Source organism: Curtobacterium sp. BH-2-1-1 (assembly GCF_001806325.1).
Taxonomy (GTDB): Bacteria; Actinomycetota; Actinomycetes; order Actinomycetales; family Microbacteriaceae; genus Curtobacterium.
The window spans coordinates 1,507,499-1,521,898 of record NZ_CP017580.1; the positions used below are offsets into that span (position 1 = coordinate 1,507,499).

The following is a 14,400-nucleotide window of genomic DNA, read 5'->3' on the forward strand; positions in this document are numbered from 1 at the left end:
AGGGGGGTCGGTCGAGCGTCGCCGGTCGGGGTGACTAGGCCGTGAAGGTCCAGGTCATCGGCACGGAGGCGGCGAGGCCCTGGTAGGTGTTGCCGGCCGAGGAGTCGAGCGTGACGGCGAAGGTGAACGGCACGGAGGCGCCGGCGGCCGGTGCGGCGGGCATCGTGAACGCCGAGGCGGCCGCGCCCTTGAAGCTGGCGAGCGTGCCGCTGAACACCGTCGTCGAGCCGGAGGAGATGGCGAGGTTCATCTTCGCGCAGAGGTCGGTCGCGGTGCCGTTCACCGAACCGTTCGCCGACTGGGTGCACGTGGCGCCCGGGGTGAGCGTGAACGTCGAGGCGTTCGCGGTGCCGGTGTTCTTGATCGAGATCGCGGTCGTGACGGTGTTGCCGGGCGTCATCGTGGTGCTGCCGCCGAACTTGTTGATCGTCGAGCACGTGGCGGAGTTCGTCGAGACCGAGCCGCCGTCGGTGCTCGTGCAGGTGACGGTGCCGCCGGCGTTCTGCTCCTGCATCGTGAGCGTGCCGCTGGCTGCGGTGTTGCTGCTGTTGGTGATGCTCGCGGCGAACCCGGAGAGGGTGCCGGTGAGCGAGAGGGAGAGCAGCACGGCGGCGAAGATGCCCGCGAGGAGTGCGACGGGGGCGAATCGGATCCGCTTCAGGGCGGAGGTGCGGAGCTTGTCGGACACGGGAACCTCTTCGGTCGGGCGTTCAGGGAAGTGGAGGAGCAATCGGCTCGGGCTCGTTTGCTTCGATCATCAAGATAGTCAGTCATTCATCAAATTGACCACTCGTATACTGACCCCAGTGCGAGGGACGCCACCGCACCCGACCCGAAGCGAGGAACCCGTGACCCCTGCGCCGCCGACCGACCCGACCGACGCGGCCGACCTCATCGCGGCGTTCGACGCGGTCGTGCGCGCGAACGCGAGCCTCGTCGGACAGCTCAGCGCGCGGGCCGGCGTGCACGAGAACGCCCTACGCGCGCTGGTACTCGTGAGCGACACCGGCTACTCCACCCCCACCGAGGTGGCCGGGTACCTCGGGCTGACCTCGGGTGCCGTGACGAACATGATCGACCGCATGACGGCCGCCGACCTGCTCGAGCGCGCGCCGAACCCGAACGACCGCCGCGGTTCGCTCCTGCGGCTCCTGCCCGAGGGCGAGCGGGTCGTCCGCGAACACCGGGAGCGGTACGCGCAGGTGCTCGCCGAGGTCGACCGGACGCACGCCGGCGGCCTGCTCGCGGTGCTCACCGACCTCGCGACGGGCCTGTACGGGTCGGCCGGCGAGGCGATGCGCTGACACCGCACCCACCACACGACGGGAGGCACGGTGCCAGCTGGCACCGTGCCTCCCGTCCGTCGTGGGCGCGCGTCAGGACCCGCGCGTCATCCCTTCACCGGGATCGACTGCGCCTTCAGCGCCGCCACGGTCTTCGACTGCCCCGACTCGAGCGCGTCGAGGAGCGTGCCCTGCCCGGACGCCGCCTGCCCGAAGCCGTCCGACACGTCGGAGTAGGTCTGCGTCATCGTCGGACCCCAGGTGAAGGGCTGGATGTCCTTCGCCGCGGTCGCGAACTCCTCGTAGATCTTCTGGTTCCCGTAGAACGGCAGCCCCTCGGTCAGCGCCGGCAGCTCGGCGCCGGTCGACGAGGCGGGGTAGAGGTTGGCCTCCTTGTTCAGCGCCGCGAGTGCTTCCTTCGAGGTGTTCAGCCAGACCAGGAACTCCGACGCCTCGGCCGGGTGCTTGCTCCCCGCGAAGACGACGTTCGACGAACCGCCCCAGGCAGCGGACTTCGACTCACCCGCGGTCCACTGCGGCATCGGCGCGACGGCCCACTTGCCGGAGGTCGAGGGCGCACCGCTCGAGATGGTGTTCGCGCCCCAGACGGCCGAGACCCAGGTCCAGTCCTGCCCCTTGTCGTAGGCGCTGTTCCACTGGTCGGTGAAGCTCGGCAGGGTGTTCACGAGCTTCTTGTCGATGAGGTCCTGCCAGTAATCGGCGACCTTCTTCGACGCGCTGTCGGTCAGGTCCACCGTCCAGTCCGAACCGGAGTTCGAGAACCACTGGCCACCGGCCTGCGACACGAGCCCGGCGAACTGGTTGACGTCGCCCTTGGCGAAGTTGGTGATGTTGCCGCCGAGCGCCTTGATCTTCACGGCGTCCTGGGCGTACTCCTCCCACGTCTTCGGGACGTCGAGGCCGGCCTTCTCGAACAGGTCCTTGCGGTAGTACAGGGCCATCGGACCGGAGTCCTGCGGCACGGCGTAGACCGACTTCGACTCGCCGAACGTGACCTGGTTCCAGAGGCCGTCGGAGAAGTCCTTCTTCGCGGCGCTGATGCCGGAGCACGCGCCGATGTCCTCGAGGCCGCCCTGCACGCGGAAGGCCGGCAGGGTGTCGTACTCGACCTGACCGATGTCCGGCGCCTGCTTCGCCTTGAGCTGGTTGAAGAAGTTCTGGTACGTGCCGCTGTTGCCGTTCGCGACGATGGAGACCTTGACCTGGATGTCCGGGTGCTCCTCGTTCCAGATGTCCACGACCTTGTCCATGTTGGGCACCCAGGTCGTGAAGTCGAGGGTGACCTTGCCGCTGGACGGCTTGCAGCTCGCGGCGGCCGTGTCGGATCCGGAGCCTGCGCCGCTGCCGCCGGTGCTGCAGCCGGCGAGGGCGACGGTCGCGGCGACCGCGACGGCGGCGACGCTGAGGAACTTCGTTGTCTTCATGCTGTTTCCGTTCGGGATGTGAGTGGGGTCGGTGGTGCTGGTCAGGCGTTACTTCAGGCCGCCGGCGCCGAGGCCGGACCGCCAGAAGCGCTGCAGGGAGAGAAACGCGACGAGGAGCGGGATGATCGAGACGAACGACCCGATGAGCACCAGGGTGCGGAGGTCCGGGTACTGGTTCACGCTCGAGTTCCACGTGTAGAGGCCGAGGGTGACGGGGAACAGCGACGAGTCGCGGAGCATCACGAGCGGCAGGAAGAAGTTGTTCCAGATGGCGACGAACTGGAACAGGAAGATCGTCACGAGCGCCGGCGACATGAGCCGGACGGCCACGGTGAAGAACGTGCGGACCTCGCCGGAGCCGTCGATGCGTGCGGCCTCGATGATCTCGTCCGGCACGCTCGACGCCGCGAACAGCCGCGACAGGTACACGCCGAACGGGCTGACGATGCTCGGCAGGAAGACCGACCAGAACGTGTCCGTCAGGTCGACCTGGCTGAAGATGAGGAACAGCGGCAGGGCCAGCGCGGTCGCCGGCACGAGGACGCCGCCGAGGAACACGTTGAAGAGGGCCTCGCGTCCGCGGAACCGGTACTTCGCCAGCGCGTAGCCGCACATCGCCGACAGGACGGTGCCGATGAGTCCGGCGACACCGGCGTAGGCGATGCTGTTGAGCATCCAGCGCACGTACACGCCGTCCTGCCGGGTGAACAGCTCGCCCAGGTTCGCGACGAAGTCCTGCACCGACGAGGCACTGAACCACAGCGAGAACGTCGTGTTGAAGTTCGCGGTCGTCTTGGTCGACGAGACGAACAGCCAGAAGATCGGCAGCAGGAAGTAGATCGTGAAGACGCCCATCACGAGCATCGCGGCGCTGCGCGAGATGACGCTCTCGCGCGGTCCGCGCGCACCGTGCTGCAGGGGCCTGGAGGCGCGGTTCGGCTCGAGCGGTCGGCCGGCGGTCCGCACGGCGTCGCGTCGGCTCGGTGCGTTGACGGTCACTGGTCAGCCTTCCGCTGGGTCAGTCGGAGGAACCCGATCGACAGGACGAAGGTCGCGACCGCGAGGACGACGGAGAACGCGGCGGCGAGGTTGAAGTTGGGCACCGACGAGGTCGAGTAGACGAGCATGTTCGGCGTGAAGGTCGACGAGATCGTCGAGGTGAACTGGCGGAACACGGTCGGTTCGGTGAGCAGCTGCAGGGTGCCGATGACCGAGAAGACCGCGGTGAGCACGATCGCCGGCACCACCATCGGGATCTTGATCGACCAGGCGATCCGGAACTGCGACGCCCCGTCGAGCTTCGCCGCCTCGTAGATCTCGGTCGGGATCGCCAGGAGCGACGAGTAGATGATGAGCATGTTGTAGCCGACGTAGACCCAGGTCACGACGTTCGCGACGGCCCAGAGGACGGTGCCGGAGCCGAGCAGGTCGACCTTCGAGGTGACGGCGGAGAACGGCGAGAGGTTCGGCGCGTAGAGGTAGCCCCACATGATCGCGGCGATGACGCCGGGCACCGCGTACGGCGCGAAGAACGCCAGGCGGAAGAACCGCTTGCCGCGCAGCAGGGGCGAGTCGAGCAGGAGCGCGAACACCAGTGCGAGGGCGAGCATCACCGGCACCTGCACGACACCGAAGAGCAGCACGCGGAGGATCGAGCCCCAGAACTCGCTGTTCTGGAACACGAGCACGTACTGGCTCAGTCCACCGAACACCTGCGTCGGCGCACCGAAGGTCCCCTGGCGCTCGATCTTCTGCAGCGACTGCCACACGGCGTAGAGGATCGGGACGAGGTAGAACGCGGTGAAGAGCACGGCGAACGGCGTGACGAAGACGGCGATCGCGCGGCGGTACCGGAAGCCCCCGCCGCGTCGACGTCGGGCGACCCGGGGTCGCTGGGCTGTGGTGGTCATGGGCGCTTCCTGTCCGTGCGGATGATCTGGGTGCCACCGGGGGCGATGGTCGTGGTGCCGGTCCGGGGTCGGTCGGCGACGAGGTCGTGGCCCGTCACGTGGTGCTCGACGGGCTGGTCGGTGTGGTTGAGCAGGAACACCCACTCGTGCTGGTCGTCGCGGCGTCGGACGACCTCGAGGCCGGGCTGCGCGGTGGGGTCCGGTGCGACGCCGGCCTCGGCGAGGACGTCACCGAGCAGGCCGCGGAGCGTGTCGGCGGCGAGGACGGTGGAGACGTACCAGGCGGCTCCGGCACCGTGCGCGTTGCGGGTGACCGCGGGCGAGCCGGCGAGCTGGCCGGCGGCGTAGTCGAGCACGCTCGTCGCGCCGCGGAGCTCGACGGGTTCGCTCCAGACGGTGCCGTTGGAGCCGTCGGACAGGGCGATGCGCGCGTCGGCGGCGAGCGGCAGGAACTCGTCGACCCGCACGCCGAGCAGGTCACGGAAGGCACCGGGGTACCCGCCGGTCCGCACGCGGTCACGCTCGTCGACGATCCCGCTGAAGAACGTGACGACCGCCCGACCCCCGGCGGCGACGTGGTCGGCGACGACCGCGGCGTGCTCGTCGCGCACCAGGTAGAGCTCCGGGACGAGCACGACGGCGTAGCCGTCGAGCGGCGCACCCGGTGCCACCACGTCCACCGTCACGCCGAGGTCCCACAGCGCGCCGTGGAACGCGTGGACCTGTTCCAGGTAGCGGAGCGCGGTGGTGGGGTGCGCCTCCAGGTCGGCCGCCCACTGGTTCTCCCAGCTGAAGACGAGCGCGACGTCCGCGACGACGCGGGAACCGCGCAGTTCGCCGAGCCGCTCGACCAGGTCGCCGAGCTCGACGACGTCACGCCAGCCGCGGGAGTCGGTCCCGGCGTGCGGGAGCAGCGCGGAGTGGAACTTCTCGCTGCCCTGGACGGACGCGCGCCACTGGAAGAAGCAGACCCCGTCGGCACCGCGGGCGATGTGCGCCACGGTGTTCCGGAGCATCTCCCCCGGCGCCTTGGCGACGTTGTGCGGCTGCCAGTTCACCGCTCCCGTCGAGTGCTCCATGAGCAGCCAGGGCGCCCCGCCCGCGAGCCCGCGCGTGGTGTCGGCGGCGAAGGCGAGCTCGACGTGCGGTCGGGGCAGACGATGGTCGAGGTAGTGGTCGTTCGCGATGACGTCCATGTCCGCCGTCCACGACCAGTAGTCAAGCGCTGTGATGTGCGCCGCGACCATGAAGTTCGTCGTCACCGGCTTGTCGCTCAGACTGCGGAGCACCTCGGCCTCGGCGCGGTGGTGCGCGAGCAGCTCGTCGGACGAGAACCGGTCGAAGTCGAGCGTCTGGCCGGGGTTCGTGAAGGACAGGGTCGCCCGGGGCGGCAGGACCTGCTCCCACGCGGAGTAGCGCTGGCTCCAGAACGCGGTGCCCCACGCGGCGTTGAGCTCGTCGACGGTGCCGTACCGGGCGCGGAGCCACGTGCGGAACGCCTCGGCGGAGACGTCGCAGTAGCAGTGCGCGTTGTGGCAGCCGAGCTCGTTCGAGACGTGCCAGAGCTTGACCGCGGGGTGGTCGCCGTAGCGCTCGGCGGTGGCGCGGACCAGGGCGAGGGCGTGCTCGCGGTACACCGGCGAGCTCGGGCAGAACGCCTGGCGTCCACCGGGCCAGCGCGTGGTGCCGTCGGCGACGACCGGCAGGACCTCGGGGTGGGCGGTGGTGAGCCACGGCGGGGTGGAGGCCGTCCCGGTGCCGAGGTCGACCCCGATGCCGGCGCCGTGCAGGAGCTCGATGACCCGGTCGAGCGCGGCGAAGTCGTACTCGCCCCGGCGCGGCTCGACGTGCGACCAGCCGAAGACGTTGATCGCGACGAGGTTCACGCCGGCCTCGCGCATGAGCCGGACGTCCTCGACCCAGACCTCGGGGTCCCACTGCTCGGGGTTGTAGTCGCACCCGAACGCCAAACCGGTCGAGCCGAGCCCGAGCGCGCCGGTGGCGGCCGTCGGCAGGGTGGTGGTGGTCACGTCGGGTCCTCGCTGATCGGGGCGGCGCTGCACCGTCCGGTCGCGAACGACCCCTTCGACGGCGAAGGTCACCCAAGTTCTGGGAGCGCTCCCAGTCCGCACCGACCGAACGGGGTCGGAGGGTTCTGGGAGCGCTCCCAGAGTAAACGACACAATTCCTGCCGTGTCAACACGACCGTGCCGAACCAGGTTTCCGACGTCGAACCAGCACCGACGCCCGGCTCGACGTCGCGATCGTGGTTCGACGCCGTCCGACCGCCGATCCGCGGGTGGCCAGCCGCTATCGTTGCCGCATGTCCGCCCGTTCCCGCGCCACGATCCAGGACGTCGCCGACGAGGCCGGACTCTCCCGCGGGACCGTCTCCCGGGTGCTCAACGACGAACCGTACGTGTCATCCAGGGCCCGCGAAGCCGTGCAGGACGCCGTCCGCCGCGTCGGCTACGTGCGGAGCGCCGCCGCACGCAGTCTCGTCACCCGGCGGTCCGGCGCCGTGGCGCTCATCGTGCACGAGCCGAGCGTCCAGGTGCTCGACGACCCGAACATCGGCAACATCCTCATCGGCACGAACGCCGTCCTGTCCGAGGCGGACCAGCAGCTCGTCACGATCATGGTCGACTCCGCCCGCGACAACGAGCGCGTCGTGGAGTACCTGCGCGGCGGCTTCGTCGACGGCGCGATCGTGCTCTCCGCCCGCGACGGCGACCCCGTCACCCGGGCGATCGAGCAGATCGGGCTGCCGGCGTGCTTCGTCGGCCACCCGTCCGACGCGCCGAACACGTCGTGGATCGGCATCGACAACCGCGCCGCGGCCGAGCAGATCACCCGCCGACTCGTGGACACCGGCCGCCGACGCATCGGCATGCTCGCGTCCGGTCTCGACCGCGACTCCGGCCAAGATCGCTTGGCAGGGTTCACCGCGGCGCTCGGCGACCGCTTCGACCCCGGGCTCGTCGCGCGGAACCCGCTCTTCAGCTACACCGCCGGGGTCGAGGGCATGCGCGAGCTGCTCGACCGGGCGCCGGACGTCGACGGGGTCTTCGCGGCGTCGGACGCCGTGGCCGCCGGCGCGATGGACGTCCTGCAGCGTGCCGGTCGGTCGGTCCCGGGGGACGTCGGCGTGGTGGGCTTCGACGACAGCGCGTGGGCACTCCGGTGCGATCCGCCGCTCTCGACCGTCCGGCAGCCCGCCCGGACCCTTGGTGAGCACGCGGCGCGGCAGGTGCTCGAGCAGATCGCGGGGACGGACGACACCCCGCGCGGGTTCGTCCTGCCCACCGAGGTGGTCTGGCGCGGCAGCGCCTGACACCCCCGCGCGGATCGCGCAGCGCCGGTCAGCGCCACGTCCGGGCGACGACCCACCCGGTGCCGTCCGGCGCGACGTCGACGACCACCACGTCGTCCTCACCGTCGTCCGCACTCACCTGGAACCGCCAGCCCACCGTGTGCTCCGGCGCGTGCGTCACCGCCGACGGCAGGTACTCCGCCGTCGCCGTCAGCCGCGTCGGGGCGTCGGAGACCCGCCACCGCCGTTCGCGCCAGACCATCCGGACCGGCACACCGCGGTCCCACCACAGCGTGGCGACCTCCTGCGTGAGCATCATCTCGCCCTCCTCGTTCGAACGTGTGTTCGAATGGTAGACGACCCGACCGACGTCCGCGCGGCGTATTGTCCGGTGCATGCCCGCTCTCATCGACACGTTCACCATGTCCAACGGCCTGCACATCCCGAAGATCGGGTTCGGCACCTGGCAGATCCCGTCCGGTGCCGACGCCTACGACGCCACCAAGGCCGCGCTCGACGCCGGCTACCGCCACATCGACACCGCTCTGGCGTACGGCAACGAGGCAAGCGTCGGCGAGGCGGTCCGCGACAGCGGCATCCCGCGCGACGAGCTCTTCATCACCACGAAGCTCCCGGCCGAGGTCAAGACCGCGTCCGGTGCGCGCGAGGCCTTCGACGAGTCCAGCCGCAACCTCGACCTCGGTCACGTGGACCTGTACCTCGTGCACGCGCCGTGGCCCTGGAGCGACATGGGGTCGGACCACCGGGACGGCAACGTCGAGGTGTGGAAGGTCCTCGAGGAGGTCTACGACGCCGGCCGGACGAAGAGCATCGGTGTCTCGAACTTCGCCGTCGCCGACCTCGAGGACCTGCTCGGCCGCACCGACGTCGTCCCGCACGCCAACCAGATCCGCTGGTTCATCGGCAACACGCAGGACGAGACGACGGCCTTCGACCGCGAGCACGACATCCTCACCGAGGGGTACTCCCCGCTCGCCACCGGTGGACTCCTCGACAACGAGCAGATCGCCGAGATCGCGGCGAAGTACGACAAGAGCGTCGCCCAGGTCGCGATCCGCTACCTGCTCGAGAAGGACGTCCTGCCGCTGCCGAAGTCGACCACGCCGTCGCGCATCGCCGCGAACGCCGACGTGGACTTCGTGCTGTCGGCCGAGGACGTCGCCACGCTCGACGCGCTCGAGGACACCACCGCCTGACGCAGCGCGGGAACACACGACCGGCCCCGCCGGTTGCACCACGCGGTGCCGTAGCCAGCGGCACTCCCGAACCCAGGAGGCCACCATGACCACCACCGAAACCGCCATCCTCGCCGGCGGGTGTTTCTGGGGAGCGCAGCAGCTCCTCCGTCGCCGTCCCGGTGTGATCAGCACGCGCGTCGGGTACTCCGGCGGCGACACCCCGAACGCCACCTACCGGAACCACGGCGACCACGCCGAGTCGGTCGAGATCGTCTTCGACCCGTCGCAGATCTCCTACCGTGACCTGCTCGAGTTCTTCTTCCAGATCCACGACCCGTCGACGAAGGACCGCCAGGGCAACGACGTCGGCCGCAGCTACCGCTCCGCGGTGTTCTACACGACCGACGAGCAGCGCGAGGTCGCCCTCGACACGATCGCCGACGTCGACGCGTCCGGCATCTGGCCGGGCAAGGTCGTCACCGAGGTCGAGCCCGCCGGTGACTTCTGGGAAGCCGAGGAGGAGCACCAGGACTACCTCGAGAAGCACCCGCACGGTTACACGTGCCACTTCGTGCGCCCGGGCTGGACGCTCCCGCGTCGCGACGAGGCCGTCAGCGCGAGCTAGCACGTCCTGATCGGACCCGGTGGGTCAGCGCGACCCGCCGAGCAGTTCCAACCAGTCCCCGGGCAGGCGATCCGCCGGCCCGGGGACTGCCTGTTCCACGGGGTGGCTCGTCGGCGCCGCGAGCTCGACGCCCTCGAACGTCGAGCGGTCGCGGTAGTCGTACGACCACGTCTCGCCGGGCTCGTAGCTCTGGATGACCGCGTGCCCGGTCTCCTCCCAGTGCCGGGTGGCGTGGGTGTCCAGCGAGTCGTCGCAGCAGCCGACGTGGCCGCACGCGGCGCACCGGCGCAGGTGCACCCACCAGGACCCGGTGGCGTCACACTCGACGCACCCGGGTCCGCTCGGTGCGACGTCGGGGTGGATCATCTCGGCGTGGTCCGTCATGGGACCATCCTGGCCCGGACGCCGCCCCGCGGCCAGCGCGCCGCCCGGACTCAGCCGCGCGGCACCAGCGCGTCGATGGCCGCGAGCTCCTCGCCGGTCAGCGGCGCACCCTCGAGGGCGTCGAGCGTCCCGTCGAGCTGCCGGACGCTCGACGCCCCGACGAGCGCGGACGTGACCGCCGGCTGCCGGAGCACCCACGTGATGGCGAGCTGCGCGAGCGTCTGCCCACGGGACACGGCGATGTCGTTCAGGGCGCGCGCGGTCGTCAGGTACTCGTCGTCGATCCGGTCCGCGCCGAACCAGCGCCCCTCCGCCGCCCGCGACCCGACCGGCACCGAGCCGTCGAGGTAGCGGTCCGTCAGGAGCCCACCGGCCAGCGGGGAGAACACGATCGCGCCGGTCCCCAGACGGAGCAGCTCGTCGAAGAGCCCGTCCTCGGGGACCCGGTCGAACATGTTGTAGCGCGGCTGGTGGATGAGCAGGTGGATGTTCTCGGCGGCGAGCGCCTCGGCCGCGGCGGCCGTCTGCGCCGGGTCGTAGTTCGAGATGCCGGCGTAGAGCGCCTTGCCCGAGCGGACCGCGGTCACGAGGGCGCTGACGGTCTCCTCGATCGGGGTCTCGGGGTCCGGCCGGTGCGAGTAGAAGACGTCGACGTACTCGAGCCCGAGGCGTCCGAGCGACTGGTCGAGCGAGGCGAGCATGGACTTGCGCGAGCCCCAGTTGCCGTACGGACCGGGCCACATGTCGTAGCCGGCCTTCGTCGACACCACGATCTCGTCGCGGAACGGTCGGAGGTCCGACTCGAGGATGCGACCGAACTGCTCCTCGGCGGCTCCGGGCGGCGGGCCGTAGTTGTTCGCCAGGTCGAAGTGGGTGATCCCGCGGTCGAACGCGTGCAGCACGATGTCGCGCTGCGTCGTGAGCGCTCGGTCGGCGCCGAAGTTGTTCCAGAGCCCGAGGGAGACGCGGGGCAGGAGCAGGCCGCTCCTCCCGACGCGCTGGTACGGGAGTCGCTCGTAGCGGTCGTGGGCGGGGCGGTGGACGTCAGGCATCGTTGCTCGATCCGGTTCGTGAGGGGGTGGCGGGGTCCGGTGTCGACGCTAGCGGACCCCACCAGCCGGTTCCGGCGCACCGCGCCAGCGGGGTGACGGCCGTGCCTGGAGGGACGGTGCGGGCCCGACCCGCGCCTCCAGTCCGTCTCGTGGTGCGTCCACCGCCGGACACGCGCGACGGGCGCGGTGCAGGACCGCTACGCCGTCCCGGCGTCGCGGCAGACCTCGTCGTGCGACTCGTCCTCGCGGCGCATCCGCAGCAGGCTCGCCCCGGTCGCCACACCCATCGCCACGACGATGACCAGCAACGACACCCCGGTGCCGATCTCCGGCGCCCACTCGACGTGCTCCCCACCGTTGATGAACGGCAGCTCGTTGCCGTGCAGTGCGTGCAGCACGAGCTTCACGCCGATGAACGCGAGGATCGCCGCGATCCCGTACTTGAGGTAGACCAGCCGCTCGAGCAACCCGCCGAGCAGGAAGTACAGCTGCCGCAGGCCCATCAGGGCGAAGACGTTCGCGGTGAACACGATGAACGCGCTCTCGGTGATGCCGAAGATCGCCGGGATCGAGTCGAGCGCGAACAGCAGGTCGGTCGTCCCGATCGCGATGAGGACCACCAGCAGCGGCGTGAAGTGCCGTGCGCCGTCCTGCACGATGCGGAACTTCATGCCGTCGTAGGTGTCGGTGATGCGGATCCGACGCCGGAGCAGCCGCACGATGAGGCTGTCCTTGTCATCGTCGTCGTCCTCGCCACGGAGCTGCTGGATCGCCGTCCACACCAGCCACGCCCCGAAGAGGTAGAAGATCCACGAGAAGTCCTCGATCAGGCGGGCGCCGAGCAGGATGAACACGCCGCGCAGGACCAGCGCGATGATGATGCCGAGCATGAGCACCTCCTGCTGGATCGCCTTCGGCACGGAGAACCGCGCCATGAGGATCACGAACACGAAGAGGTTGTCGATGCTCAGGCTGTACTCCGTCAGCCAGCCCGCGAGGAACTGCCCGGCCGGCTCTCCACCGGCGAAGACGAACATCGCGACGGCGAAGAGCAGGGCGAGGCCGACGTAGAGGCCCACCCACAGGCCGGACTCCTTGAGCGTCGGCACGTGCGGACGCCGCGCGACGACGAGGAGGTCGGCCAGCAGGATCGCGACGATGGCGATCAGGGAGCCGACTTCGAACACGGCCGGGAGCTCGAGCATCCGGGGCCTTCCTGGTTGGGGGCGTCGGGGACGTCCAAGCTTGCCACGCGCGCGGGCCGGCCCCGCACTCGACGGCGCGGTTCGTGACCGCCTCGACCCGGCGGGGTCAGCCCACGGGGTCCGTCTGCACGACCGGCACCCCGTCGACGAACGTCAGTTCCGTCGCCGCGATGCACCACGTGTGTCCGTCGTCCGGGTTGCCCTGGAAGAACAGGTACTCGCGGCCGTCCTCGTCGCGGAAGAAGCCCGGGTGGCCGGACTCGGAGTGGTTCCACGCCCCCTCCGGCCCCGCCGGCACGAGCGGCTCGTCGGAGCCGCGCGTCCACGTCCGGCCGTCCGGGCTCGTCGCCCACCCGATCTGCTGCGGCTGGTTGTTGTAGGCGCCCGCGTAGAACACCGTGAACGTCTCGCCGTCCCACCGCAGCGCCGGCGCCTCGATGCAGTCCTGCTCCCACGGCAGCTCCGGGGCCAGCGCCGGGCCGTCGACGGACAGCTGCTCCCAGTCGGCGCGGCCGTACGCGCTCCCCAGCGGCGCTCGTGCCGTCCCGAGCAGCTGCGTCGTCATCGTCGGGTCGCGCGTCACCCACCCGAGCAGCAGCCAATCACCCGCGACGACCAGGTCCGCGTCGATCGCTCGGCCGCAGGTCCACTCCCCCATCGGGCGGAACACCGGGTTCTCCGGGTTCGGCGTGAAGGTCACGCCGTCGTCGCTGACCGCGTGGCAGATCGAGTCCTCGCGGCCCCGGCCGTATGTCTGGAAGAACAGGTGGACGCGTCCGTCGATGACCACCGCGCCGGGCGCTGCCGCACCGCTGCGGTCGTACTCCCCGAAGGACGGCAGCATGGCCACGGTCCGCCACGTGACGAGGTCGTCGCTCTCGGCGATGCCGACCGACCACCCCTCGGGCTCGTCGTCGCTCGCCGACGGGAGGGAGCAGTACAGCAGGTACCGGCCGCCGAACCGGATGACGGAGGGGTCCTTCGCGTAGGGGCGGCCGCGGCGGGAGGTGTCGCCCCAGGGTTCGCCGAGGAGGCGCACGGTCTGCGACGGTGCGGCGGGGTCGGGTGCGGTTGTCGGCATCGCTCCACTCTGCGCCCCGTCGGCGCGCGCGGACCAGCGTGACCGCTTGTCGGACTGGAGGCGCGGCTGGCGTCCGGTGCGCGCCTCCAGTCCGGTGGTCCGATCGTCGCGTCTTGTCGTTCGCGCGCCTCGCACTGGGGCTCGCAGACGGGGCTCGTCGTCTGCGTGGATGGGTCCATGGGGACCGAGCACACGACCGGCGCCGGCGCGTCCGCGCAGCGCGAGTACGACCGCCGCAGGGCGCGCGACGAGGCGACGATCCGCTCGACGTGGGGCGAGGGGCGGATCGGTACGATCGCCGTCGCACTCTCGAGCGAGCGGCAGAGCACCGCGGCGTGGAGGTCCGGCGCCGTCGGTGAGGCTGAGGTCGGACGGAGACTCGACGCCATCGCGTCCGATCAGGTCGTGGTGCTCCACGACCGACGCATCCCCGGCTCCCGCGCGAACATCGACCACATCGTCGTCACTCGGGCTGGCGTCTGGGTCGTCGACGCCAAGCACTACCGAGGCAAGCGGCCGCGGCTGGTGGTCGAGGGTGGCCTGTTCCGTCCGCGCGTTGAGAAGCTCGTCGTCGGTGGCGACCGGACGAAGCTCGTGGACGGTGTCCTCCGCCAGGTGGCTCTCGTGCGGGAGCTCGTCGACCCGGTGCCCGTGCACGGCGCGCTCTGCTTCGTCGGGGCGGACTGGCCGCTCGTCGGCGGGTCGTTCACCGCGCGCGGTGTCGAGGTCTGCTGGCCGGGGAAGCTCGCGAAGCGGCTCGCTGCACGCGACGGGGAGGTCGACGTGGCTGCGCTCGCGGCGGCGGTGGGGCGGCGGTTCCGGCCGGCGTGAGGCCCGACGGCCGCGGGTCAGTGCTCGCGCAGGAACGGGTCGAGGACGCGCCACGTCGACGAGGTGTTGGGA

15 protein-coding genes are annotated in these 14,400 nt (G+C 70.5%); 5 read left to right on the top strand and 10 right to left on the bottom strand.

Annotated elements, in window-relative coordinates; all coding sequences use genetic code 11:
* Positions 1-34 precede the first annotated feature (34 nt).
* Positions 35-688: a hypothetical protein gene (locus tag BJK06_RS07025; protein ID WP_070417292.1), complete on the bottom strand. Its 654-nt coding sequence runs from the start codon at positions 686-688 to the stop codon at positions 35-37.
* 160 nt (positions 689-848) lie between these two features.
* Between BJK06_RS07025 and BJK06_RS07030 the strand changes: the two genes are divergently transcribed.
* Positions 849-1,304 (top strand): MarR family winged helix-turn-helix transcriptional regulator, encoded by a 456-nt coding sequence (locus BJK06_RS07030; RefSeq protein ID WP_070417293.1) that lies wholly within the window; start codon positions 849-851, stop codon positions 1,302-1,304.
* 86 nt (positions 1,305-1,390) lie between these two features.
* Here the strand turns inward: BJK06_RS07030 and BJK06_RS07035 are convergent, their stop codons facing one another.
* The 4 genes from BJK06_RS07035 to BJK06_RS07050 are packed head-to-tail and all read right to left on the bottom strand — an operon-like array spanning position 1,391 to position 6,668.
* Complete coding sequence (locus tag BJK06_RS07035) at positions 1,391-2,728, bottom strand: ABC transporter substrate-binding protein (RefSeq protein ID WP_070417294.1); 1,338 nt, start codon at positions 2,726-2,728, stop codon at positions 1,391-1,393.
* 48 nt (positions 2,729-2,776) lie between these two features.
* Positions 2,777-3,727, bottom strand: coding sequence for a carbohydrate ABC transporter permease (locus BJK06_RS07040; protein ID WP_229085845.1), 951 nt, complete (start codon positions 3,725-3,727; stop codon positions 2,777-2,779).
* A complete protein-coding gene (locus BJK06_RS07045) occupies positions 3,724-4,638 on the bottom strand; it encodes a carbohydrate ABC transporter permease (RefSeq protein WP_070417295.1) in 915 nt (304 codons plus the stop codon). Before BJK06_RS07045 ends, BJK06_RS07040 begins: the two co-directional genes overlap by 4 nt.
* Entirely contained in the window at positions 4,635-6,668 is a 2,034-nt protein-coding gene (locus BJK06_RS07050) for a beta-galactosidase (RefSeq protein WP_083295416.1), read from the bottom strand. Before BJK06_RS07050 ends, BJK06_RS07045 begins: the two co-directional genes overlap by 4 nt.
* A gap of 293 nt (positions 6,669-6,961) precedes the next feature.
* On the opposite strand from BJK06_RS07050, the gene BJK06_RS07055 reads away from it, so the two are divergent.
* Positions 6,962-7,972: a LacI family DNA-binding transcriptional regulator gene (locus BJK06_RS07055; RefSeq protein WP_070417296.1), complete on the top strand. Its 1,011-nt coding sequence runs from the start codon at positions 6,962-6,964 to the stop codon at positions 7,970-7,972.
* Positions 7,973-8,000: 28 nt separating this feature from the next.
* Here the strand turns inward: BJK06_RS07055 and BJK06_RS07060 are convergent, their stop codons facing one another.
* The gene (locus BJK06_RS07060; protein WP_070417297.1) at positions 8,001-8,270 is read right to left on the bottom strand and encodes a hypothetical protein; all 270 of its coding nucleotides are present in this window, start codon (positions 8,268-8,270) and stop codon (positions 8,001-8,003) included.
* Between the two features lie 76 nt (positions 8,271-8,346).
* On the opposite strand from BJK06_RS07060, the gene BJK06_RS07065 reads away from it, so the two are divergent.
* Both BJK06_RS07065 and msrA read left to right on the top strand, forming a co-directional pair.
* The gene (locus BJK06_RS07065; protein WP_070417298.1) at positions 8,347-9,168 is read left to right on the top strand and encodes an aldo/keto reductase; all 822 of its coding nucleotides are present in this window, start codon (positions 8,347-8,349) and stop codon (positions 9,166-9,168) included.
* An 85-nt stretch (positions 9,169-9,253) separates the two neighbouring features.
* Positions 9,254-9,775 (top strand): peptide-methionine (S)-S-oxide reductase MsrA, encoded by a 522-nt coding sequence (msrA, locus tag BJK06_RS07070; RefSeq protein ID WP_070417299.1) that lies wholly within the window; start codon positions 9,254-9,256, stop codon positions 9,773-9,775.
* A 24-nt stretch (positions 9,776-9,799) separates the two neighbouring features.
* On the opposite strand, the gene BJK06_RS07075 is transcribed toward msrA, so the two are convergent.
* The 4 genes from BJK06_RS07075 to BJK06_RS07090 all read right to left on the bottom strand — a co-directional run bounded on the left by BJK06_RS07075 (position 9,800) and on the right by BJK06_RS07090 (position 13,497).
* On the bottom strand, positions 9,800-10,159 hold the full coding sequence (locus tag BJK06_RS07075; protein WP_070417300.1) for a UBP-type zinc finger domain-containing protein: 360 nt from the start codon (positions 10,157-10,159) through the stop codon (positions 9,800-9,802).
* Positions 10,160-10,209: 50 nt separating this feature from the next.
* Positions 10,210-11,211, bottom strand: a complete 1,002-nt coding sequence (locus tag BJK06_RS07080) for an aldo/keto reductase (protein WP_070417301.1) — start codon at positions 11,209-11,211, stop codon at positions 10,210-10,212.
* Between the two features lie 197 nt (positions 11,212-11,408).
* On the bottom strand, positions 11,409-12,416 hold the full coding sequence (locus tag BJK06_RS07085) for a TerC/Alx family metal homeostasis membrane protein (protein WP_070417302.1): 1,008 nt from the start codon (positions 12,414-12,416) through the stop codon (positions 11,409-11,411).
* A 106-nt stretch (positions 12,417-12,522) separates the two neighbouring features.
* Entirely contained in the window at positions 12,523-13,497 is a 975-nt protein-coding gene (locus BJK06_RS07090) for a family 43 glycosylhydrolase (RefSeq protein ID WP_070417303.1), read from the bottom strand.
* A gap of 177 nt (positions 13,498-13,674) precedes the next feature.
* On the opposite strand from BJK06_RS07090, the gene BJK06_RS07095 reads away from it, so the two are divergent.
* Positions 13,675-14,328, top strand: a complete 654-nt coding sequence (locus BJK06_RS07095) for a nuclease-related domain-containing protein (RefSeq protein ID WP_070417304.1) — start codon at positions 13,675-13,677, stop codon at positions 14,326-14,328.
* Positions 14,329-14,400 lie beyond the last annotated feature (72 nt).

Coding starts and splice junctions, on each gene's coding strand:
- BJK06_RS07035 (WP_070417294.1), bottom strand. CDS start 2,728: ATGAAGACAACGAAGTTCCTCAGCGTCGCCGCCGTCGCGGTCGCCGCG.
- BJK06_RS07045 (WP_070417295.1), bottom strand. CDS start 4,638: ATGACCACCACAGCCCAGCGACCCCGGGTCGCCCGACGTCGACGCGGC.
- BJK06_RS07055 (WP_070417296.1), top strand. CDS start 6,962: ATGTCCGCCCGTTCCCGCGCCACGATCCAGGACGTCGCCGACGAGGCC.
- BJK06_RS07060 (WP_070417297.1), bottom strand. CDS start 8,270: ATGATGCTCACGCAGGAGGTCGCCACGCTGTGGTGGGACCGCGGTGTG.
- BJK06_RS07065 (WP_070417298.1), top strand. CDS start 8,347: ATGCCCGCTCTCATCGACACGTTCACCATGTCCAACGGCCTGCACATC.
- msrA (WP_070417299.1), top strand. CDS start 9,254: ATGACCACCACCGAAACCGCCATCCTCGCCGGCGGGTGTTTCTGGGGA.
- BJK06_RS07075 (WP_070417300.1), bottom strand. CDS start 10,159: ATGACGGACCACGCCGAGATGATCCACCCCGACGTCGCACCGAGCGGA.
- BJK06_RS07080 (WP_070417301.1), bottom strand. CDS start 11,211: ATGCCTGACGTCCACCGCCCCGCCCACGACCGCTACGAGCGACTCCCG.
- BJK06_RS07085 (WP_070417302.1), bottom strand. CDS start 12,416: ATGCTCGAGCTCCCGGCCGTGTTCGAAGTCGGCTCCCTGATCGCCATC.
- BJK06_RS07090 (WP_070417303.1), bottom strand. CDS start 13,497: ATGCCGACAACCGCACCCGACCCCGCCGCACCGTCGCAGACCGTGCGC.
- BJK06_RS07095 (WP_070417304.1), top strand. CDS start 13,675: ATGGGGACCGAGCACACGACCGGCGCCGGCGCGTCCGCGCAGCGCGAG.